Source organism: Bacteroides sp. 2_2_4 (genome assembly GCF_000157055.1).
Taxonomy (GTDB): domain Bacteria; phylum Bacteroidota; class Bacteroidia; order Bacteroidales; family Bacteroidaceae; genus Bacteroides; species Bacteroides ovatus.
Genome location: NZ_EQ973355.1, coordinates 734,362 through 755,207, shown reverse-complemented (window position 1 = coordinate 755,207; position 20,846 = coordinate 734,362). Strand labels below are relative to the sequence as shown.

The following is a 20,846-nucleotide window of genomic DNA, read 5'->3' as shown; positions in this document are numbered from 1 at the left end:
GCACAAAATAATTGTGTGTTTAAAAAAAAAGTAAGACATTTGTAACATGTTATGTTGCAAATGAGCAATAATTAACAAATGAACAAACCCTAACCAGTTAATTCAATGAGTGATTTAGAGAACAAAAAAACGGAAGAAACTCCGAAAAAACGTCCCTACAATTTGAGGGAAAAGAAAGAAAAAAAGGCTGCATACAGGTCTTTGATTAGACCGGAATTGGCAGACGAGTTGTATGACAAGATCCTGAATATCATCGTTGTACAGAAGAAGTACAAGGATCCTGATTATTCAGCTAAGGACTTGGCGAAAGAATTGAAAACGAATACTCGTTACCTTTCTGCAGTAGTAAACTCACGCTTTGGCATGAACTATTCTTGCCTGTTGAATGAATACAGAGTAAAAGATGCTTTGCATTTATTGACTGACAAACGTTATGCCGACAAAAATGTGGAAGAAATTAGTGCCATGGTTGGCTTTGCAAATCGTCAATCTTTTTACGCTGCATTTTACAAAAACGTAGGTGAGACTCCTAATGGATATCGCAAAAAACATCTCGAAAATAAGAAATAATTGCGCGTTCCGAAACTAGTCAAAAGGAATTACCTCTAAATGAAAGATTTTGGAGATAATTCCTTTTCTCATTTTAATTAATCAATACTAACATTATGAGAAAACATCTGATTTTAATGACAGTGGCCGCCACGCTCTTAACATCGTGCGGAGGAAGTAAAACAACAACTGCTGAAGCAGAAAAATTTGATTATACAGTGGAACAATTTGCTGATTTACAAATATTGCGTTATAAGGTTCCCGGATTTGAGGAACTGACGCTGAAACAGAAGGAACTGATTTATTACCTGACAGAGGCTGCTCTGGAAGGAAGGGATATTCTGTTTGACCAGAATGGAAAATATAATTTGAGAATCCGTAGGATGCTCGAAGCAGTATATACAAACTATCAGGGGGATAAAACGACGCCTGATTTTAAAAACATGGAGGTGTACTTGAAAAGGGTATGGTTCTCCAATGGTATTCATCATCACTATGGTACGGAGAAATTTGTGCCGAACTTCTCACAGGAATTCTTGAAACAGGCCGTGCTCGGTCTGGATGCCAAGTTGCTTCCGCTGGAGAAAGGGCAGACTGCCGATCAACTCTGTGCCGAGCTGTTCCCGGTGATTTTCGATCCGGCAGTTATGCCGAAGCGGGTAAACCAGGCGGATGGCGAAGATCTTGTATTGACCTCTGCTTGTAACTATTACGATGGAGTGACGCAGAAAGAGGCAGAACGTTTTTATAGTGATATGAAAGACCCGAAAGACGAAACACCGGTTTCTTACGGACTGAACAGTCGCTTGGTAAAAGAAAACGGAAAGTTGACAGAGAAGGTTTGGAAAGTAGGCGGACTCTATACACAGGCTATTGAGAAGATTGTTTATTGGCTGAAGAAAGCGGAAGGTGTGGCAGAGAATGAGGCGCAAAAGGCCGTTATCACCAAGCTGATTCAATTCTATGAAACAGGCAATCTGAAAGATTTCGATGAATATGCTATTCTTTGGGTGAAAGACTTGGATTCACGAATAGATTTTGTGAATGGATTTACTGAAAGTTACGGCGACCCGCTGGGGATGAAAGCGAGTTGGGAATCTTTGGTGAACTTCAAAGATCTGGAATCGACACATCGTACGGAGATTATCAGCAGTAACGCGCAATGGTTTGAAGATCATTCTCCGGTTGATAAATCTTTCAAGAAAGAAAAGGTGAAAGGGGTATCGGCTAAAGTGATTACTGCTGCTATCCTTGCAGGTGATCTTTATCCTGCAACAGCTATCGGTATCAATCTGCCGAATGCTAACTGGATTCGTGCTCATCACGGCTCTAAGTCAGTAACAATCGGAAATATAACAGACGCTTATAATAAAGCCGCTCACGGAAACGGATTCAACGAAGAATTTGTTTATAGCGATGCTGAAATACAACTGATTGATGCCTATTCTGACTTAACGGACGAGCTGCATACGGACTTGCACGAATGTTTGGGACACGGTTCCGGTAAGTTGCTTCCGGGCGTAGATCCGGATGCATTGAAGGCTTATGGCTCTACCATCGAAGAGGCACGTGCTGATTTATTCGGATTGTATTATGTAGCCGATCCGAAGCTGGTGGAACTGGGATTGCTCTCTTCTCCCGATGCTTATAAGGCTCAATACTATACTTATCTGATGAACGGGTTGATGACACAACTGGTACGTATCGAACCGGGAAATAGTGTTGAAGAAGCTCACATGCGCAATCGCCAGCTGATAGCCCGTTGGGTATTTGAAAAAGGAGCTGTCGATAAAGCGGTGGAACTGGTGAAGAAAGACGGAAAGACTTATGTGGTTATCAATGACTATCAGAAGGTACGTCAGCTTTTCGGCGAATTATTAGCTGAAATTCAGCGCATCAAGTCGACTGGCGATTTTGAAGGTGCTCGTACATTAGTAGAAAACTATGCGGTAAAAGTGGATCCGGCTCTGCATGCAGAAGTTCTGGAACGCTATAAGAAGCTGAATCTAGCTCCTTACAAAGGCTTTGTGAATCCGAAATACGAACTGGTGACAGATGAAAACGGAACTGTTACAGATGTCACAGTTTCCTATGATGAAGGTTATGTAGAACAAATGCTGCGTTACAGCACTGATTATTCTCCGCTGCCTTCCATAAACAACTGATCTGAAATGGATATTAAAGAACAATTGAAAGATATCAAGACACAGCTCCGTCTCTCTATGAACGGGGCTGTGTCCCAAAGTATGCGTGAGAAAGGGCTGGTTTATAAACTCAATTTCGGAGTGGAACTGCCTCGTATCAAGATGATTGCCGAAAGTTATGAGAAGAATCATGACCTGGCACAGGCTCTGTGGAAAGAGGACATTCGCGAATGTAAAATTCTGGCGGGGATGCTTCAGCCGATTGAAACGTTTTATCCTGAGATAGCCGACATTTGGGTAGAAAATATCCGGAATATCGAAATAGCCGAGCTGACTTGCATGAATCTCTTCCAGCATTTGCCGTATGCTCCGGCCAAATCTTTTCACTGGATTGCAGATGAGCAAGAGTATATACAGACTTGCGGTTTTCTGACTGCTGCCCGTCTTCTGATGAAGAAAGGGGATATGACCGAACGCGCCTCCGGCGAATTACTCGATCAGGCAATCTGTGCTGTACATTCCAACAGTTATCATGTTCGTAACGCTGCTTTATTGGTTATCCGCAAATATATGCAGCATAGTGAAGAACATGCCTTTCAAGTATGCCGTCTGGTGGAGGGAATGGCTGGTTCTACCTTGGAAGGGGAGCAGATGCTCTACAACATGGTGAAAGAAGAGACTGAAGAATAATTAACCCATTACTTATTTCTAGGAATTTCTTTTGCTTTCCGCAAAAAAGGCTTAACTTTGTTCGCGCTAATTTTGGCTGATGATGGAAACTCAAAACGTGAAAGATACAGTAAGGCAGATATTCACGGAATATCTCACGGCGAACGGGCATCGTAAGACTCCTGAACGCTACGCCATACTCGATACTATTTATTCTATCGACGGTCATTTCGATATTGACATGCTTTATTCACGGATGATGGACCAGGAGAATTTCCGGGTGAGCCGTGCAACTCTCTACAATACCATTATCCTCCTTATCAATGCACGACTGGTCATTAAGCATCAGTTTGGCACTTCTTCCCAATACGAAAAATCATATAATCGCGAGACACATCATCATCAGATATGTACTCAATGTGGTAGAGTGACCGAGTTTCAGAACGAGGAATTACAGCATGCCATTGAAAATACGAAATTGAGCCGCTTCCAGCTTTCGCATTACTCCTTATATATATATGGAGTATGTAGTAAGTGCGACAGAGCTAACAAACGGAAAAAAGTAAATAACAACAATAAAAAAGAAAAATGAAAGTAGATGTTCTATTAGGATTACAATGGGGCGACGAAGGTAAAGGAAAAGTAGTCGACGTTTTAACACCTAAGTATGATGTGGTTGCTCGTTTTCAGGGCGGCCCGAATGCCGGTCACACGCTTGAGTTCGAAGGACAGAAATATGTGCTCCGCTCTATTCCTTCCGGTATTTTTCAAGGAAACAAGGTAAACATCATCGGTAACGGTGTGGTACTTGATCCGGCATTGTTTAAGGCAGAGGCAGAAGCGCTTGAAGCATCAGGTCATCCGCTGAAAGAACGTTTGCACATTTCAAAGAAAGCTCATCTGATTCTTCCGACACACCGCATTCTGGATGCTGCCTATGAAGCAGCCAAAGGAGACGCCAAAGTAGGAACTACCGGCAAGGGTATCGGCCCTACTTATACGGATAAAGTGAGCCGTAACGGTGTTCGTGTAGGTGATATTCTTCATAATTTCGACCAGAAGTATGCTGCCGCAAAAGCTCGTCACGAACAAATTCTGAAGAGCCTGAATTATGAATACGATCTTACTGAACTGGAAAAAGCATGGTTGGAAGGTATCGAATACCTGAAACAATTCCATTTTGTAGATAGCGAACATGAAGTGAATAATCTGTTGAAAGATGGTAAGAGCGTTCTTTGTGAAGGAGCGCAGGGTACTATGCTTGATATTGATTTCGGTTCATATCCGTTCGTGACTTCTTCCAATACCGTATGTGCGGGAGCCTGCACCGGACTGGGAGTGGCGCCTAACCGTATCGGTGAAGTATATGGTATCTTCAAAGCATACTGTACTCGTGTAGGAGCAGGCCCGTTCCCATCAGAACTGTTTGATGAAACAGGTGACAAGATGTGTACTTTGGGACATGAATTCGGTTCTGTTACCGGACGTAAACGTCGTTGTGGATGGATCGACCTGGTAGCGCTGAAGTATTCCGTTATGATAAACGGGGTTACCAAATTGATTATGATGAAGAGCGATGTACTCGATACTTTCGAAACAATCAAAGCTTGTGTTGCCTACAAAGTGAATGGTGAAGAAATCGATTATTTCCCGTATGACATCACAGAAGGGGTAGAACCTGTTTATGCAGAGCTTCCGGGCTGGCAGACAGATATGACCAAGATGCAGAGCGAAGATGAATTCCCGGAAGAGTTCAACGCTTATCTGACTTTCCTGGAAGAACAACTTGGCGTAGAAATCAAGATTGTTTCTGTAGGACCGGACAGAGCACAGACGATCGAACGTTATACAGAAGAATAACCATTGATTTATTATATGGAGGAAAGGCGGAGATTGAAGAAAAACTCCGCCTTTTTTATTCAAGCCTTTGTAGTCTATTCTAAACACACAGAAAAATAATGTACGCCTTATGAAAACACGTTTTATTACTTTCCTTTTGTTGTTCGTCATGAACTTGGGAGCATTTGCACAGTCTCCTTATCAGCCTGCCGAAGAGAATCTGAAAGCACGGCAGGAATTTCAGGACAATAAGTTTGGTATTTTTCTTCATTGGGGGCTATATGCCATGCTCGCTACCGGTGAGTGGACTATGACAAACAATAATCTGAATTATAAAGAGTATGCCAAACTGGCAGGTGGATTTTATCCTTCCAAGTTTAATGCCGATAAATGGGTGGAGGCTATTAAAGCTTCGGGAGCCAAATATATCTGTTTTACTAGCCGTCATCACGAAGGTTTTTCTATGTTCGATACTAAGTATTCGGATTATAACCTAGTCAAAGCCACCCCTTTTAAAAGAGATATTGTGAAAGAACTGGCAGCTGCCTGTGCCAAGCAGGGAATCAAGCTTCATTTTTATTATTCTCATCTTGACTGGGCGCGTGAGGACTATCCCTGGGGACGTACAGGACAGGGGACGGGACGTTCGAACTCGAAAGGGGATTGGAAAAGCTATTATCAATTCATGAATAACCAGTTGACGGAGTTACTGACGAATTATGGTCCGGTAGGTGCCATCTGGTTTGACGGATGGTGGGATCAACCTAAATCTTTTAACTGGGAATTACCGGAGCAGTATGCTTTGATTCATAAACTCCAACCGGGCTGCCTGGTGGGTAACAATCATCATCAGACGCCTTTTGATGGAGAAGATATTCAGATTTTCGAACGCGATCTGCCGGGTGAGAATGCTTCGGGACTTTCTGGACAGGAGGTGAGTCGCTTGCCGTTGGAAACTTGCGAAACAATGAATGGTATGTGGGGATATAAGATTACCGACCAGAATTATAAATCTACAAAGACATTGATTCACTATCTGGTGAAGGCAGCCGGTAAGAATGCCAATCTTTTGATGAATATCGGCCCTCAACCTGATGGGGAACTTCCTGCGGTAGCTGTGCAACGCTTGGCAGAGATGGGAGAGTGGATGAAACAATATGGCGAAACGATCTATGGAACACGAAGCGGCATAGTTGCTCCGCATGATTGGGGAGTGACCACACAAAAAGGAAATAAACTCTATGTACATATCCTCGACCTGAAAGATGCAGCTTTGTTCCTGCCATTGACAGGCAAGAAGGTTAAGAAAGCAGTCTTGTTTAAAGATCAGTCTCCGGTTCGTTTCACAAAGACGAAAGCTGGTGTTTTGCTCGAATTCGCCGAGGTACCAAAAGATATTGACTATGTAGTAGAACTGACAATTGACTAATTTTTAGCTAATTCTTCATAAAAGCAAGGGGAAACTATTCTGACATTGAACGTTTCCCCTTATTTTTGGCAAACAATTTGTTTATAGATATATAGAGTAATAATTAAAATTGAAAAGTATATGATGTCTTATTGGGTATTATTTATAGGAATCGCTGTTGTCAGTTGGTTGGTACAGATGAATTTGCAAAACAAATTCAAGAAGTACTCTAAGATTCCTACAGGAAACGGAATGACAGGACGCGATGTTGCTTTGAAGATGTTGCATGACAATGGAATTTATGATGTGCAGGTTACACATACGCCGGGACGGTTGACCGACCACTACAATCCTACTAACAAAACAGTGAATTTGAGTGAAGGGGTGTATGAAAGTAACAGCATTATGGCGGCTGCCGTAGCGGCCCATGAATGTGGACACGCTGTGCAGCATGCACGTATGTACGCTCCGTTGAAGATGCGTAGTGCGCTGGTTCCGGTTGTGAACTTTGCTTCTTCCATTATGACGTGGGTATTGTTGGGTGGTATCTTGCTGATAAACTCTTTTCCGCAGTTATTGCTGGCAGGTATTATCTTGTTCGCTATGACTACATTGTTCAGCTTTATCACGCTGCCGGTGGAAATCAATGCAAGTAAACGTGCATTGGTATGGTTGAGTTCATCCGGCATTACTAATTCGTACAATCATGCACAGGCAGAAGACGCTCTTCGTTCAGCTGCTTATACGTATGTAGTTGCTGCATTAGGTTCATTAGCAACATTGGTTTACTACATCATGATCTTCATGGGTAGAAGAGACTAAGAAATGAAAAAGGGAAAAGGCAGTTTTGCCAGCTTCCTTCTATAGAATAAAAAGGGATCCTCCGCAGTCTTTCCAAAGACTATGGAGGATTTTTTATATAGTTTGGAGGACTTGTTTGAGTGTTTCTTTACGATATTAATAGGGGATGGACACAATACGGGTGATTTTTTCAAATATATGTAAGCATTGCTCGGAAATTTGCAGTAAATTTGCACCATTAAAATTATAAACAGTAATATTATGGCAGCAAAACCAAGTATTCCTAAAGGAACTCGTGACTTTTCGCCGGTAGAAATGGCGAAGCGTAATTATATATTCAATACGATTCGTGACGTATATCATTTGTATGGATTCCAGCAGATAGAGACTCCGTCTATGGAGATGCTTTCTACACTGATGGGAAAGTACGGCGATGAAGGGGATAAACTACTCTTTAAGATTCAAAATTCAGGAGATTACTTTTCCGGGATTACTGACGAAGAATTGTTAAGCCGTAATGCTGTCAAACTGGCAAGCAAATTTTGTGAGAAAGGTTTGCGTTATGACTTGACAGTACCTTTTGCTCGCTACGTCGTGATGCATCGTGATGAGATCACTTTCCCGTTCAAGCGCTATCAGATTCAACCGGTATGGCGTGCTGACCGTCCGCAAAAAGGACGTTATCGCGAATTTTATCAATGTGATGCTGACGTTGTAGGAAGCGATTCATTACTGAACGAAGTGGAATTGATGCAGATTGTCGATACTGTTTTCAGTCGTTTTAATATTCGTGTATGTATTAAGATAAACAACCGTAAGATTCTTTCCGGTATTGCTGAAATTATAGGTGAATCGGATAAAATCGTCGATATTACTGTAGCGATTGATAAACTGGATAAAATAGGTTTGGATAATGTAAATGCCGAACTGAAAGAGAAGGGAATCAGTGATGAGGCTATTGCCAAGTTGCAGCCGATTATTCTCCTTAGCGGTACGAATGCGGAAAAGTTGGCAACATTGAAAAATGTATTATCGGCCAGTGAAGTAGGATTGAAAGGAGTGGAAGAAAGCGAATTTATCCTGAATACATTGGAAACAATGGGCTTGAAGAATGAAATCGAGCTTGACCTGACATTGGCTCGCGGACTGAATTACTATACAGGTGCTATCTTTGAAGTGAAAGCGTTGGATGTGCAGATTGGTAGTATCACAGGTGGTGGTCGCTATGATAATCTGACCGGAGTATTTGGTATGGCAGGAGTGTCGGGAGTGGGTATCTCTTTTGGTGCAGACCGTATCTTCGACGTATTGAACCAACTTGAACTTTATCCGAAAGAAGCTGTAAATGGAACAGAACTTCTATTCATCAACTTCGGCGAAAAGGAAGCTGCATTCTCTATGGGAATTCTGTCGAAAGTGCGTGCTGCCGGTATCCGTGCCGAGATTTTCCCGGATGCAGCCAAGATGAAGAAACAGATGAGCTATGCCAATACAAAGAATATTCCGTTTGTAGCTATTGTCGGTGAGAATGAAATGAACGAAGGCAAAGCAATGCTGAAGAATATGGAGACAGGAGAACAGAATCTTGTTTCAGCAGAGGAGCTGATTGCTACTGTGAAGAAATAAGCAGCGATGAATTGAAATTATAAAATTATTAACTGCATCCCAAAAGTTGAGCAGTTAATAATTTACTGTATATTGCGAGAGTTCGGTATTGCACCGGACTCTTTCTTTTTGACCGGGATTTAATATTTTATTTGATCTAGTATTCCATTGAGGAAAGCAATCGCTACTCCATAATTCGTCATGGGAATGTGTTGCTCCCGAGCACGTTCGATGCGGCTAAGTACGTATTTACGATTGAACATACATGCTCCGCAATGGATTACCAAAGAGTAAGGAGTCAGATCCTGTGGAAAGTCAGTTCCGGCTACCATATCAATTTGCAGATTCTCTCCAATTCGTTTCCGTAACAAACGGGGGAGTTTCACTCTTCCTATATCTTCGGAAAGAGGAGCGTGCGTACAAGCCTCCGCTATCAGTACACGCGACGATTCCGTCAGTCTTTCAATGGTAGCTGCACTTTCTACATAATAATGAATATCACCCTTGTATCCTGCGAAAAGCACAGAGAAAGAGGTTAGTTCACTTTCCTTTGGCTTCTGTTCATAAATCGTTTTGAAGACCTGCGAATCGGTGATGATTAATTTCGGAGGGCGGGCAAGAGCTTGCAAGGTTGCCGGAAACTTGTCAGTGGTGCAAGTCACTACGAGACATTTTTTGTCCAACAATTCACGGATAGTCTGCACTTGTGGTAAAATCAGTCTGCCTTTTGGAGCTTGAATATCCTGCGGCATAACCAGAAGTACAAGGTCGTTTTCTGTCACAAGTTCCCCGGTGATACTCTGTTGACCGAAGTCCGAGGGTAGCTTTTCGAGAATGGCTTGCCGGATCTGTTCAATTCCTGTCTTTTCTTTGGCGCTGATAAGTAACGGGCGTATTTTACATTCTTCCTCAATATACGTGGCTAAGCTATCACTGTTCTCTCGTATATCTATTTTATTCAGTACCGGAATGACAGGGATATTCTTCTCTTTCAATAGTGCCAGCATCTCTTTTTCATAAGAAAAGGTAGTATCTCCACATAGCAGCAATGCAATATCTGTTTTCTCAATAGCCTTTAAAGTCCGGCTGATACGCAGCTCTCCAAGTTCTCCCTCATCATCGAACCCCGGAGTATCTATAAACAAACACGGACCAATACCTTGAATTTCCATAGCTTTGGATACAAGGTCGGTAGTCGTTCCCGGAGTATCTGAAACGAGGGCGGTATCCTGTCCTGTCAATGCATTGATGAGAGAAGACTTACCACTGTTTCGTCTACCGAAAAAGGCTATATGAAGTCTGCTTGCACTTGGAGTATCTGTTAAGCTCATAATTACTAATTTATCAATTTGTTAATTCATGCGCAGCCAATTGGCACATCGACATATTAGCACATTGGCGTATGATTTAAAATCTAAAATCTCTTTGCCCTGCGGCTATGGCTTTGAGGTTTCGGATAGCTATTTCCCTGATTTTAGGGTTAGGGATTCGGTCTGTTTCTTTTAGAATCAATTCTAATCCTTTCTGGCGGGTATCTTCGGAAGCATAATCTTCCAGATACTCTTTCAGAGTCATCAGGGCATTCGGTCCGCAACAGTTGGCTATCTGACCGGATTTCACTAATGACATGAAACGGTCGCCTGTCCGTCCTTCCCGGTAACAGGCAGTACAGAAGCTGGGGATATATCCGAGTTCGAGCAACCAGTTGACCACTTCGTCTAATGTCCGGGTATCGCTTACGTCAAATTGCGCGGAATTATGATCGGGTAATTCCGTTTCAGCATATCCGCCTACACTGGTACGTGAGCCGCCGCTGATTTGTGAGATACCCAATTCGAGTACCTTCTTGCGTGATTCTTGTGATTCACGTGTGGAAATAATCATTCCAGTATAAGGAACGGCAATTCGGATAACAGCTACAATCTTACTGAATATCTCATCGGAAATTGAATTCGGAAAATCTCCGGCATTAATGTCATCCGCCGAACAGATACGCGGCACACTGATTGTATGGGGACCTACACCGAATTTGGCTTCCAGATGTTCGACATGCATTAACAATCCGATAAAATCATACCGATAAGTATTCAAACCGAAAAGCACACCAATACCTACATCATCGATTCCCCCTTCCATGGCACGGTCCATTGCTTCGGTGTGATAGGCATAATTGCTTTTCGGACCGGTGGGATGAAGTGCTTCGTAGTTGTTCTTGTGATAAGTCTCCTGGAATAAGATATACGTACCGATACCCGCTTCTTTTAATTGGCGATAATTTTCTACTGTAGTAGCTGCGATATTTACGTTTACCCGGCGGATTGCTCCATTTTTATGTTTGATACTGTAAATCGTCTGAATAGATTCAAGAATGTATTCTATCGGATTTAGTGACGGATGCTCACCCGCTTCAAGAGCGAGCCGCTTATGTCCCATGTCCTGCAAAGCAATCACTTCCCTGCGAATTTCCTCCTGCGTCAGTTTCTTGCGTACAATCGTCTTGTTTTTAGCATGATACGGACAATATACGCAACCATTTACGCAATAGTTCGACAAATAAAGCGGTGCGAACATGACGATACGGTTGCCATAAAACTTCTGTTTGATTTCTTTGGCGAGATGAAAGATACGTTCTATCAGGTCAGGTTGGTTACATTCCAGCAGAATAGCCGCTTCCCGGTGCGTCAGTCCCTTGCACAAAGCCGCTTTTTCAATCAGTTGTTCAATCAGGACACGGTTATCCTTATTGTTCTGCGCATATTCCAGCGTATCCAGAATCTCCTCATGATGGATAAACTCTTCTGCTTTTGATGAATCTTTTTGGTATATCATATATTCTCTGTAGTGTACTTAAAGTCGCCTCTTTCGGTAGAAATCTCGTAGCCGATGGTCTTCAATTGCTTTTGTAAGGCAGCCAGCCCTTCGGCAGATTCCGCTCCGAGTGAAGCTTTGTCATTATATAATTCATATTTTCTCCGTTCCTCTCGAGGAGACAAGTTAGGCATAACCACATTCGCACCTGCTAAAATACCCCGTTCCCTGCCATCAGGAATGAGAGTGGCAAGAGCTGTTGTTGCCGGAATCAATGCGGACGGATGCATCAGGCGGAAAATGGATAATAGAAGAATCGTCTGTTCCGCCGTTCCGCTGGGATATTCGGCAAAAGGTGTATCATGATGGGGCAGGAAAGGCCCGATGCCAATCATTTCCGGGCGTAGCTTTTCTATAAACAATAGATCCTCAATGATATGCTCTACTGTTTGTCCCGGACTGCCGACCATAATTCCGGTTCCTGTCTGATAACCGATCTCTTTCAAATCCGCTAAACATTGCAGGCGTCGTTTGCCGGACATTTCCGCTGGATGCAGTTGCCGGTAATGCAACTCATTATAAGTTTCGTGACGTAACAGATAACGGTTGGCTCCGGCACGGAAGAAACGTTCGTATGCCTCACGTGATTTTTCACCGAGTGACAGCGTAATAGCACAATCCGGATACTCCTGTCTGATACGGGCAACAGTCATTTCTATCTGATCGTTTGTTAGTGCAGAATCTTCTCCTCCTTGTAATACAAAGGTGCGGAATCCCAGTTCATAGCCCTGTTTGCAACAGTTCAGTATACTCTCTCGGCTTAACCGGTAACGTTCGATATTCGGATTCCCTTTTCGGATACCACAGTAATAACAGTTGTTCCGGCAGCAGTTACTGATTTCAATCAGTCCGCGGATATAAATCTTATTTCCGAAGTGGAGGAGTGCGACTTCCTGCGCCTGTTTATTGATGTAACGCAGAATTTCTGCGTCACATCCGGTCAACAGTTGCCGGAACTCTTCCGGTGTCAGTGTTCTTTCCTGTCGTAGTTTATCGATCCATTGTTTCATAGCTCTCTTTCCGTTTGAGCAGCTCTTGTGCCAGTTGGCGACGTCCCGAAACAATGTCGTTATGCGTACTCGGTCCGGTGATACATCCTCCTTCGCATGCCATCACTTCAATAAACTGTCCGGCAGCCTTTCCTGTTTTGGCGCAGGCACGTAGCAGAGCGATATTCTTTTTATTGATGTCCGACACTTGTATCGCATTGATTTTCTCCGCTTCTTCTTTCAGATAAGCTTTGACAGCTCCCATCACACCACCTGCCTGTGCAAATCCGTGTGCTTCGCGAACGGAAGTATGTAATACGGAGAACTCCTGCATTTGTTCCAGCTGAATACCCAGCCCGTCAAGAATCGAACCGATTTCTTCGAACGTCAGAATATAATCCACGGCTTCATCGCGGCGTACTTCTTTTCGTTTTGCCACACAAGGACCGACAAATACAACCTTAGCATCCGGATGCTTCTCTTTGGCAATCCGTGCAGCGTAGTACATCGGTGATCCGGTGGTAGAAACATAAGGTTTCATATCCGGAATATGTTTCTCTACCAGTTCGATATAAGAAGGACAACAGGAAGTAGTCATAAACTTCTGTCCCTCTTCCAGTTTCTCCAGTAACTCGTGTGCTTCATTACTGGTGGTTGCCATAGCACCTTCGGCCACTTCGATCACATCAGTAAATCCAATTTCCTTGAAAGCACCGTACACTTGTCCGATAGAAGTTTTAAACTGTCCCAAAATAGACGGGGCGATGATGGCGACCATCTTTTCCCCTTTACGGATGCGCTGCAATACATCGAATGTTTGCGAGATTTCGAAGATAGCCCCGAACGGACAAGCATTCATGCATTTTCCACAGTAGATACACTTGCTTTCATCAATGTGCTCTATGCCGTGTTCATCTTTGCTGATAGCTTTTACCGGACAAGACTCTTCACAAGGTACGGGAATATATACAATAGCGTGATAAGGACAACTCTTGTGACAAATACCGCAACTGACACATGTGTCATGGTCAATCATTGCCTGACCGTTTTTCTTGAAACGTATCGCATCTTTAGGGCAGTTCATGTAACAACTACGTGCCACGCATCCGCGACAAAGGTTGGTTATTTCATAATTGATCTGTACACAGGAAGAACAGGCCTCGTCGATGACGCACATGATATTTTCCTTGTCTGGTTCGGGACGACTCAATGCCAATCGTGCATATTCGGAAAGTGGGGTAACTTCGTCGTGTTCGTCTGTCATATCCAGTCCCATCAGGGGAAAAGTCTTGTATCTCCACACTGCGCGTTCTTTATGTACGCAACACCGTCCTAGGGGTTTCGATTTTCGTGGACTCAACTCAATCGGAAGTCGGTCTATCTTTTCCACTAATTCGTCGTTTTTCCAGAGTCTAACAAGGTCTGCCAGCAGTTTATGCCGGACAATCATAATATTATTCGTAAATGCCATATTGTAATAAAGAGGTTGTTAGTTAGTTGGTGCAAAGATACGAACAGAATTTCAATATTTAAGTTTTTTGAAACATTCTTGTAACTTTTTTGTAGCCCTCGCGTGTTATCTTTGTAGTGGACAAAAAATAAGAGGAGGCAGAGTTATGAATAGCAGTATTTTTGAACAGCGCAGTCGTTTTGCCATGATTGGTGCATTGATGGTTATTATCAGCCTGATGTTTTTATTCTACATGGGAAGTTCTTTGGTAAGCTCTACCAAAAAATACTTGGAGCAGATACATGAGATAGAGATCACTTGTATCGACACAGACGAATAAAAACAAGCAACCGAAAGGTAGGATAATCCGGAGGAATTCGTATTTTTGCCGGGAGAAAAACAAATCTTATGGAAGAGAAGAATAAAGCCTGGAAAACGGTAAGTAGCAAATATCTATTTCGCCGTCCATGGCTGACTGTGCGTTGCGAAGATATGTTACTTCCCAATGGGAATCATATCCCCGAGTATTATATCCTTGAGTATCCCGACTGGGTAAATACCATTGCCATTACCAAAGATGGTCAATTCGTTTTTGTCCGCCAGTACCGTCCGGGAATCGAACGAACTTGTTATGAACTCTGTGCCGGTGTCTGCGAGAAGGAAGATGCTTCGCCGTTGGTGTCCGCCCAGCGTGAATTGTGGGAAGAAACGGGCTACGGAAAAGGAAACTGGCAAGAGTATATGGTGATTTCCGCTAATCCGAGCACTCATACCAATCTGACTTACTGCTTTCTTGCCACAGACGTGGAACTGATAGACCATCAGCATCTGGAAGCTACTGAAGATATCACCGTCCATCTGCTCACATTGGAAGAGGTGAGAAGTCTGCTCGATAAGAACGAAATTATGCAAGCGCTGAATGCTGCTCCATTATGGAAATATATCGCAAATCTGTAATTGTGTTTGGAATTCTGTAGAGAAACAATAACTTTGGAGAAAATTTAAATCATCTTATTATGAAAACAGTTTTATGGAGTATGCTTTGTTTGTTTCTCTCCGGATGGGGAAGTATGCAAACGGTATTGGCACAGGACTTGAAAGAGATGGAAAAGAACTTGTCCGCCATCAACGAGGAATTGAGTCAAAAGACAAAAGAATATAGTTGGCAGCTTGCAGCTGCTTACGCAGATTATTGTGAAGCAAACAATAAATATATAAGTTGGAATGATTTGCCTTATCTGCAACAGGTTGTCGAATACGAGCGTCCTGCTTCTTTGGAGACTTATCGTCTGGAACATAAAGCCAGTAAAGAGGAACTGGATAAGTTTTTAAATACATACAAGGAATATAAAGATCTGGTGAAGAAGCAAAAAGAAGCGGTAACCAAGGAAGAGAAAGATGCTGTATCAACAGCCTTTTCCGCATTCTGGAAAAAGTTGAGAAGTGAAGAGAATGCTTATAAAGATTTGTACTATGCCGAACGAAAGGCTGTCTGCAAATATAGATCGGAAGCTTTGCGATATGCGATTGCCTATTATAAAGAAAAGAAGCAGGAGATTCCGACTTCTTATATAAAATATACTGAACGGTCTTATTTATTGCAGAAAGGTTCTGCCTTGGAGTTATTACAAAAAGAAATAAGTGCATTGGAAAGTGTACAGAGAGAGATAATTCAGAATATAACGAGGGCAAAGTATGGGTTGAGTGAAACCGGAGAAAATAAAAGAGAGAAGATATTTGATTGATAAGAGATCATCTGGGATAAAGAAATCCCTTTTTATAATTGGAGGTCTGGACTGAAGAATTCGGACCTCTTTGTTTTCTCTCTCAAGTACGTATAGGTAAGTTTCTTTTCATCCTATGCCAACTTCTTTTGCATAGGGAGAAAACTTGTTTAGAGTATAAGATAAACTATAACCACAAGTTCTGATTATATAACTGAAACTTTTGATTACATAACTGAAAGTTGCAGTTTTATAACCGGAACTTGCAGTTATAGTTTGGGATAAGGGAAAAGCAACTTTTCCCAAGGAAGAAAGTAAGTTTCCTCCTTATAGAGAATAAGTTTTCTAACCATATTCCATAAGATAGATAATAAGAATCAGGGAATGGCGATGCTGATTTGTTCAACGGTTATTCCAATACAAAAATAATAGTTCCATTTACGGGGGCCCAGTCATAGATAAACTTGGCATGGGAAGTTGCATTCCGCACGCACATGTGTGAGCGTGGAGTAGTTCCCAACGACGGACTATATTCTATCTGCGTCTTGCGGGGAGCATTGACCGGTACTCCGTGAATATAGGCCCCGTCCGTGAAACGACTCGCATAAGGAGCATAACCTCCCGTTTCTTTCGAGCCGTCTTTTAGAAATACCATTTTCACTTTCTTTTCTTGTAAAACAAACATTCCTAAAGGAGTTTCCTGTGCATACGGGGGCAGATGACGTCCCGTAGTGGAAGGATTCATACTGCGAACCACCCATTGCCCTTTTCCGCTACGTTCAAGAGAAGCGATATTCTGATTGTGGCGGTCTACGAAAACAGCTTTGTTAAAAACAATCGTATCTCCGATTACTTTGACATATTTTTTAGGAATCATCCATTCATCTCCGGTAAACATTGGCTCTGCTTTTATGAATTTCTCTCCATCTTCGATAAAACGGGTTAATTCCCCATCCTGTCCGTAACGTTCGGGTACTAATGTGTCAGTCAATAGATAAAGCGGAACGGATTGGTAACGTTCTATGCCAAGAGTATCTGCCACTCGTCCGTAAGCGTTTCTTTTGAAACTTCTCACAAGTGGTGCTTCTCCATTTCTGTTTTTGTAATTCTGGAGAATAGCCCAGGTGGAAGGCTGCAACTGTATATTTTCGAGTAATGCCAGCCGTTCTTTGATTTTATCCCACTGAAACTGCCGGGTAGTGTCTTTATAAGGATAGGTATCTTCCAATGTGTATTGGTCATACAATAAATCTTTGGAGATTTCTATCTGCTCTGCCGTGAGTTTTTTATTAACAGGTTTAACCTCGGGTTGAACTATTGTATCCTGTGACAGCGAGTCTGTTTGTTGTTCGTGTACAGGAGAAATCTCTCCTGTACACGAAGTGCAGGAGTAGAAGACGCAAGAGGCGATGATGAGGCCGGATGCTATTCCATTCATATTATTTATACAGTGCATTTGATGGTTCGTTTACGAATATACGTCATTATAAGGAATAATCCTTTTGTTTTGTTTAAAAAGTAGGTGACAAATATACTTTTTTGCCATACAATGCAAGTTGTCAGTCATTTTGTCAGTCTATTTCTGACAAAGAATCATTTATTTACTTTGGCACGCTTTTCGCAATAACTTTAGCGTTCCGCCTGAAAAATGGCGGGTAACATCTACTATTAAATGTATAACTAAAATATAACAAGTAACTATGAACATTAAACCATTAGCAGACAGAGTGCTTATCCTCCCTGCACCTGCAGAAGAAAAAACAATTGGTGGTATCATTATCCCTGATACAGCAAAAGAAAAACCTTTGAAAGGTGAAGTTGTGGCAATAGGTCACGGTACGAAAGACGAAGAAATGGTATTGAAAGTAGGCGATACAGTTCTTTATGGTAAATATGCCGGAACAGAACTTGACGTTGAAGGTACTAAATATCTGATTATGCGTCAGAGCGATGTTCTCGCTGTTTTGGGTTAATTAATAATAGTAAATAGTAAATCTTTAAATAGTAAATAAAGAGATGGCAAAAGAAATATTATTCAATATCGATGCCCGTGACCAATTGAAAAAAGGTGTCGATGCTTTGGCAAATGCAGTAAAAGTAACTCTGGGCCCGAAAGGACGTAACGTTATCATTGAGAAGAAATTCGGTGCTCCGCACATCACAAAAGACGGTGTGACAGTAGCAAAAGAAATCGAATTGGCAGATGCTTACCAGAACACTGGTGCACAGTTGGTAAAAGAAGTTGCTTCTAAGACAGGTGACGATGCCGGTGACGGTACAACTACTGCAACCGTTCTTGCACAAGCTATCGTAGCTGAAGGTTTGAAGAACGTAACTGCCGGTGCTAGCCCGATGGATATCAAACGTGGTATCGACAAGGCCGTTGCCAAAGTGGTAGAATCAATCAAGGATCAGGCTGAAACTGTAGGTGACAACTATGACAAGATTGAACAGGTTGCCACTGTATCTGCAAACAACGATCCGGTAATCGGTAAATTGATTGCTGACGCTATGCGTAAAGTTTCTAAAGACGGTGTGATTACTATCGAAGAAGCAAAAGGAACAGACACTACTATCGGTGTAGTAGAAGGTATGCAGTTCGACCGTGGTTATTTGTCTGCTTACTTCGTGACAAATACGGAAAAGATGGAATGTGAGATGGAGAAACCTTACATCCTGATCTATGACAAGAAGATTTCTAACCTGAAAGATTTCTTGCCTATCCTCGAACCTGCTGTACAGACTGGTCGTCCTTTGTTGGTAATTGCAGAAGATGTAGATAGCGAAGCATTGACTACATTGGTAGTAAACCGTCTGCGTTCTCAATTGAAGATCTGTGCTGTGAAAGCTCCGGGCTTCGGTGACCGTCGTAAAGAAATGCTGGAAGATATCGCTATCCTGACAGGTGGTGTTGTTATCAGCGAAGAAAAAGGTTTGAAACTGGAACAGGCTACCATCGAAATGTTGGGTACTGCTGACAAAGTTACAGTTACTAAAGACTATACAACTGTTGTAAACGGTGCAGGTAACAAAGACAGCATCAAGGAACGTTGCGAACAGATCAAAGCACAAATTGTAGCAACTAAGTCTGACTATGACCGTGAGAAATTGCAGGAACGTCTGGCTAAATTGTCAGGTGGTGTAGCTGTTCTCTATGTAGGTGCTGCTTCTGAAGTAGAAATGAAAGAAAAGAAAGACCGTGTGGACGATGCTTTGCGTGCAACTCGTGCTGCTATCGAAGAAGGTATCATCCCGGGTGGTGGTGTAGCTTATATCCGTGCTATTGATTCTTTGGAAGGAATGAAGGGTGATAATGCCGATGAAACAACTGGTATTGGTATCATCAAACGCGCCATCGAAGAACCGCTTCGCGAGATTGTTGCTAACGCTGGTAAAGAAGGTGCAGTAGTTGTTCAGAAAGTACGTGAAGGAAAAGGTGATTTCGGTTACAATGCCCGCACGGACGTTTACGAAAACTTGCACGCTGCCGGTGTAGTAGATCCTGCTAAGGTTGCTCGTGTAGCTTTGGAAAATGCAGCTTCTATCGCTGGTATGTTCCTGACTACTGAATGTGTAATTGTAGAAAAGAAGGAAGATAAGCCAGAAATGCCGATGGGCGCTCCCGGAATGGGAGGCATGGGCGGAATGATGTAATTCCGGCTTTCGCTGAATGAATATGAAAACGAGGGTGTCCGAAAAGGGTACCCTCGTTCTTTTTATTATCAATCTATTCTGCAAATTGATCTTTTCAAAACATCCTTGCTTTATATTTTGTTTGGTCAACGTATTCTTAGTAATGAGAATACTTCGTATATTTAGAATCAAATTTATTAATAAAAGTGAGATGTTGAAAGTATTAACATTTATGAAGCAGGTAGCTAACGGGCTACAGGTGGAGGGAAACTTCGGTACTGCGCACGTTTATCGTAGCAGTCTGAATGCCATCATTGCTTATAGTGGGAAAGTGGACTTCACCTTTGATGAAGTGAGTCCGGAGTGGTTAAAGGGATTTGAAGTATATCTTCGCAGTCGTGGTTGCAGTTGGAACACCGTTTCCACTTATTTGCGCACGTTTCGTGCGGTTTACAATCGTGCCGTTGATCTTCGGAAAGCTTCTTATGTACCTCATCTGTTCCGTTCTGTTTATACCGGTACTCGTGCCGACCATAAACGTGCATTGGGCGATGAAGATATGAAAAAGGTATTTGCAAAATTGTCTCGTACGTCAGGTGTGCCATTTGCTGTATATCAGGCGCAAGAGTTATTTATTCTGATGTTTTCGCTTCGTGGTATGCCATTTGTGGATCTCGCTTATTTGCGTAAGAGTGATTTGCGTGATAACGTAATAACGTATCGCAGACGTAAGACAGGACGGCCATTGTCAGTGACATTGACTCCCGAAGCGATGATCCTGGTGAAGAAGTATATGAATCGTGATCCTTCTTCTCCTTATTTGTTTCCATTGTTGAAAAGCCGTGAAGGAACCAAAGAGGCGTATCGCGAATATCAGTTGGCATTGCGCAGCTTTAACCAACAGTTGATGTTGCTAGGTGAATTATTGGGATTATCCGATAAGTTGAGCTCGTACACCGCCCGCCATACCTGGGCTACGACAGCTTATTATTGTGAAATCCATCCGGGCATTATCTCCGAAGCGATGGGACATTCGTCTATCACCGTCACTGAAACCTATCTGAAACCTTTCCGAAGTAAGAAAATTGATGAAGCAAATAAACAAGTTCTTGACTTCGTGAAACGCTCTGTTGTAGGTGTAAGCGCTTGAAAATTACTCTGTTACTT

19 protein-coding genes are annotated in these 20,846 nt (G+C 42.5%); 14 read left to right on the top strand and 5 right to left on the bottom strand.

The annotated features are described in order from the left end of the window. Nucleotides 1-105 precede the first annotated feature (105 nt). The 8 genes from BSCG_RS24190 (at nt 106) to hisS (ending at nt 9,036) form a co-directional block, all read left to right on the top strand. Nucleotides 106-570, top strand: coding sequence for a helix-turn-helix domain-containing protein (locus BSCG_RS24190; RefSeq protein WP_004301101.1), 465 nt, complete (start codon nt 106-108; stop codon nt 568-570). A 95-nt stretch (nt 571-665) separates the two neighbouring features. After that, entirely contained in the window at nt 666-2,714 is a 2,049-nt protein-coding gene (locus BSCG_RS24195) for a dipeptidyl-peptidase 3 family protein (RefSeq protein WP_004327110.1), read from the top strand. A 6-nt stretch (nt 2,715-2,720) separates the two neighbouring features. Further along, a complete protein-coding gene (locus tag BSCG_RS24200; protein WP_004311782.1) occupies nt 2,721-3,383 on the top strand; it encodes a DNA alkylation repair protein in 663 nt (220 codons plus the stop codon). Nucleotides 3,384-3,465: 82 nt separating this feature from the next. Further along, entirely contained in the window at nt 3,466-3,954 is a 489-nt protein-coding gene (locus tag BSCG_RS24205; RefSeq protein WP_004327109.1) for a Fur family transcriptional regulator, read from the top strand. Beyond that, the gene (locus BSCG_RS24210) at nt 3,951-5,222 is read left to right on the top strand and encodes an adenylosuccinate synthase (RefSeq protein WP_004301093.1); all 1,272 of its coding nucleotides are present in this window, start codon (nt 3,951-3,953) and stop codon (nt 5,220-5,222) included. Before BSCG_RS24205 ends, BSCG_RS24210 begins: the two co-directional genes overlap by 4 nt. A 109-nt stretch (nt 5,223-5,331) precedes the next feature. Continuing rightward, nucleotides 5,332-6,630 carry an alpha-L-fucosidase gene (locus BSCG_RS24215; protein ID WP_008774836.1) on the top strand — a complete coding sequence of 433 codons (1,299 nt, stop codon included), beginning with the start codon at nt 5,332-5,334 and terminating at the stop codon, nt 6,628-6,630. A 120-nt stretch (nt 6,631-6,750) separates the two neighbouring features. Continuing rightward, nucleotides 6,751-7,431 (top strand): zinc metallopeptidase, encoded by a 681-nt coding sequence (locus BSCG_RS24220; RefSeq protein ID WP_004301089.1) that lies wholly within the window; start codon nt 6,751-6,753, stop codon nt 7,429-7,431. Nucleotides 7,432-7,671: 240 nt separating this feature from the next. After that, nucleotides 7,672-9,036, top strand: a complete 1,365-nt coding sequence (gene hisS, locus BSCG_RS24225) for a histidine--tRNA ligase (RefSeq protein ID WP_008651976.1) — start codon at nt 7,672-7,674, stop codon at nt 9,034-9,036. Between the two features lie 119 nt (nt 9,037-9,155). On the opposite strand, the gene hydF is transcribed toward hisS, so the two are convergent. The 4 genes from hydF to BSCG_RS24245 all read right to left on the bottom strand — a co-directional run bounded on the left by hydF (nt 9,156) and on the right by BSCG_RS24245 (nt 14,343). Beyond that, complete coding sequence (gene hydF / locus BSCG_RS24230) at nt 9,156-10,346, bottom strand: [FeFe] hydrogenase H-cluster maturation GTPase HydF (RefSeq protein WP_008774835.1); 1,191 nt, start codon at nt 10,344-10,346, stop codon at nt 9,156-9,158. A 76-nt stretch (nt 10,347-10,422) separates the two neighbouring features. Further along, nucleotides 10,423-11,844 (bottom strand): [FeFe] hydrogenase H-cluster radical SAM maturase HydG, encoded by a 1,422-nt coding sequence (gene hydG / locus BSCG_RS24235; RefSeq protein WP_004327106.1) that lies wholly within the window; start codon nt 11,842-11,844, stop codon nt 10,423-10,425. Further along, nucleotides 11,841-12,893: a [FeFe] hydrogenase H-cluster radical SAM maturase HydE gene (hydE, locus tag BSCG_RS24240; RefSeq protein ID WP_008774834.1), complete on the bottom strand. Its 1,053-nt coding sequence runs from the start codon at nt 12,891-12,893 to the stop codon at nt 11,841-11,843. The genes hydG and hydE overlap by 4 nt, the downstream gene beginning before the upstream one ends. Continuing rightward, the gene (locus BSCG_RS24245) at nt 12,874-14,343 is read right to left on the bottom strand and encodes a 4Fe-4S dicluster domain-containing protein (RefSeq protein WP_008774833.1); all 1,470 of its coding nucleotides are present in this window, start codon (nt 14,341-14,343) and stop codon (nt 12,874-12,876) included. Before BSCG_RS24245 ends, hydE begins: the two co-directional genes overlap by 20 nt. Nucleotides 14,344-14,488: 145 nt before the next feature. Between BSCG_RS24245 and BSCG_RS29860 the strand changes: the two genes are divergently transcribed. From BSCG_RS29860 to BSCG_RS24255, 3 genes are all read left to right on the top strand, one after another. After that, nucleotides 14,489-14,662: a hypothetical protein gene (locus BSCG_RS29860; protein ID WP_004301069.1), complete on the top strand. Its 174-nt coding sequence runs from the start codon at nt 14,489-14,491 to the stop codon at nt 14,660-14,662. 68 nt (nt 14,663-14,730) lie between these two features. After that, a complete protein-coding gene (locus tag BSCG_RS24250) occupies nt 14,731-15,279 on the top strand; it encodes an NUDIX hydrolase (RefSeq protein ID WP_004301068.1) in 549 nt (182 codons plus the stop codon). Nucleotides 15,280-15,338: 59 nt separating this feature from the next. Further along, complete coding sequence (locus tag BSCG_RS24255; RefSeq protein ID WP_004327103.1) at nt 15,339-16,067, top strand: DUF5039 family protein; 729 nt, start codon at nt 15,339-15,341, stop codon at nt 16,065-16,067. A gap of 388 nt (nt 16,068-16,455) precedes the next feature. Here BSCG_RS24255 and BSCG_RS24260 read toward each other — a convergent pair whose 3' ends face one another. Continuing rightward, nucleotides 16,456-17,502 (bottom strand): L,D-transpeptidase, encoded by a 1,047-nt coding sequence (locus tag BSCG_RS24260; RefSeq protein ID WP_004327102.1) that lies wholly within the window; start codon nt 17,500-17,502, stop codon nt 16,456-16,458. A 244-nt stretch (nt 17,503-17,746) separates the two neighbouring features. Here BSCG_RS24260 and BSCG_RS24265 point away from each other — a divergent pair, with 244 nt between their 5' ends. The 3 genes from BSCG_RS24265 to BSCG_RS24275 all read left to right on the top strand — a co-directional run bounded on the left by BSCG_RS24265 (nt 17,747) and on the right by BSCG_RS24275 (nt 20,829). After that, complete coding sequence (locus BSCG_RS24265; protein ID WP_004301062.1) at nt 17,747-18,019, top strand: co-chaperone GroES; 273 nt, start codon at nt 17,747-17,749, stop codon at nt 18,017-18,019. A gap of 43 nt (nt 18,020-18,062) precedes the next feature. After that, entirely contained in the window at nt 18,063-19,700 is a 1,638-nt protein-coding gene (groL, locus tag BSCG_RS24270; RefSeq protein ID WP_004301061.1) for a chaperonin GroEL, read from the top strand. A gap of 190 nt (nt 19,701-19,890) precedes the next feature. Continuing rightward, the gene (locus BSCG_RS24275) at nt 19,891-20,829 is read left to right on the top strand and encodes a tyrosine-type recombinase/integrase (protein WP_008774831.1); all 939 of its coding nucleotides are present in this window, start codon (nt 19,891-19,893) and stop codon (nt 20,827-20,829) included. The last annotated feature ends 17 nt before the right edge of the window (nt 20,830-20,846 follow it).

Coding starts and splice junctions, on each gene's coding strand:
- BSCG_RS24275 (WP_008774831.1), top strand. CDS start 19,891: ATGTTGAAAGTATTAACATTTATGAAGCAGGTAGCTAACGGGCTACAG.
- BSCG_RS24200 (WP_004311782.1), top strand. CDS start 2,721: ATGGATATTAAAGAACAATTGAAAGATATCAAGACACAGCTCCGTCTC.
- groL (WP_004301061.1), top strand. CDS start 18,063: ATGGCAAAAGAAATATTATTCAATATCGATGCCCGTGACCAATTGAAA.
- BSCG_RS24205 (WP_004327109.1), top strand. CDS start 3,466: ATGGAAACTCAAAACGTGAAAGATACAGTAAGGCAGATATTCACGGAA.
- BSCG_RS29860 (WP_004301069.1), top strand. CDS start 14,489: ATGAATAGCAGTATTTTTGAACAGCGCAGTCGTTTTGCCATGATTGGT.
- BSCG_RS24190 (WP_004301101.1), top strand. CDS start 106: ATGAGTGATTTAGAGAACAAAAAAACGGAAGAAACTCCGAAAAAACGT.
- hydE (WP_008774834.1), bottom strand. CDS start 12,893: ATGAAACAATGGATCGATAAACTACGACAGGAAAGAACACTGACACCG.
- hydF (WP_008774835.1), bottom strand. CDS start 10,346: ATGAGCTTAACAGATACTCCAAGTGCAAGCAGACTTCATATAGCCTTT.
- BSCG_RS24210 (WP_004301093.1), top strand. CDS start 3,951: ATGAAAGTAGATGTTCTATTAGGATTACAATGGGGCGACGAAGGTAAA.
- BSCG_RS24245 (WP_008774833.1), bottom strand. CDS start 14,343: ATGGCATTTACGAATAATATTATGATTGTCCGGCATAAACTGCTGGCA.
- BSCG_RS24220 (WP_004301089.1), top strand. CDS start 6,751: ATGATGTCTTATTGGGTATTATTTATAGGAATCGCTGTTGTCAGTTGG.
- BSCG_RS24195 (WP_004327110.1), top strand. CDS start 666: ATGAGAAAACATCTGATTTTAATGACAGTGGCCGCCACGCTCTTAACA.
- hydG (WP_004327106.1), bottom strand. CDS start 11,844: ATGATATACCAAAAAGATTCATCAAAAGCAGAAGAGTTTATCCATCAT.
- BSCG_RS24215 (WP_008774836.1), top strand. CDS start 5,332: ATGAAAACACGTTTTATTACTTTCCTTTTGTTGTTCGTCATGAACTTG.
- BSCG_RS24250 (WP_004301068.1), top strand. CDS start 14,731: ATGGAAGAGAAGAATAAAGCCTGGAAAACGGTAAGTAGCAAATATCTA.
- BSCG_RS24265 (WP_004301062.1), top strand. CDS start 17,747: ATGAACATTAAACCATTAGCAGACAGAGTGCTTATCCTCCCTGCACCT.
- BSCG_RS24255 (WP_004327103.1), top strand. CDS start 15,339: ATGAAAACAGTTTTATGGAGTATGCTTTGTTTGTTTCTCTCCGGATGG.
- hisS (WP_008651976.1), top strand. CDS start 7,672: ATGGCAGCAAAACCAAGTATTCCTAAAGGAACTCGTGACTTTTCGCCG.
- BSCG_RS24260 (WP_004327102.1), bottom strand. CDS start 17,502: ATGCACTGTATAAATAATATGAATGGAATAGCATCCGGCCTCATCATC.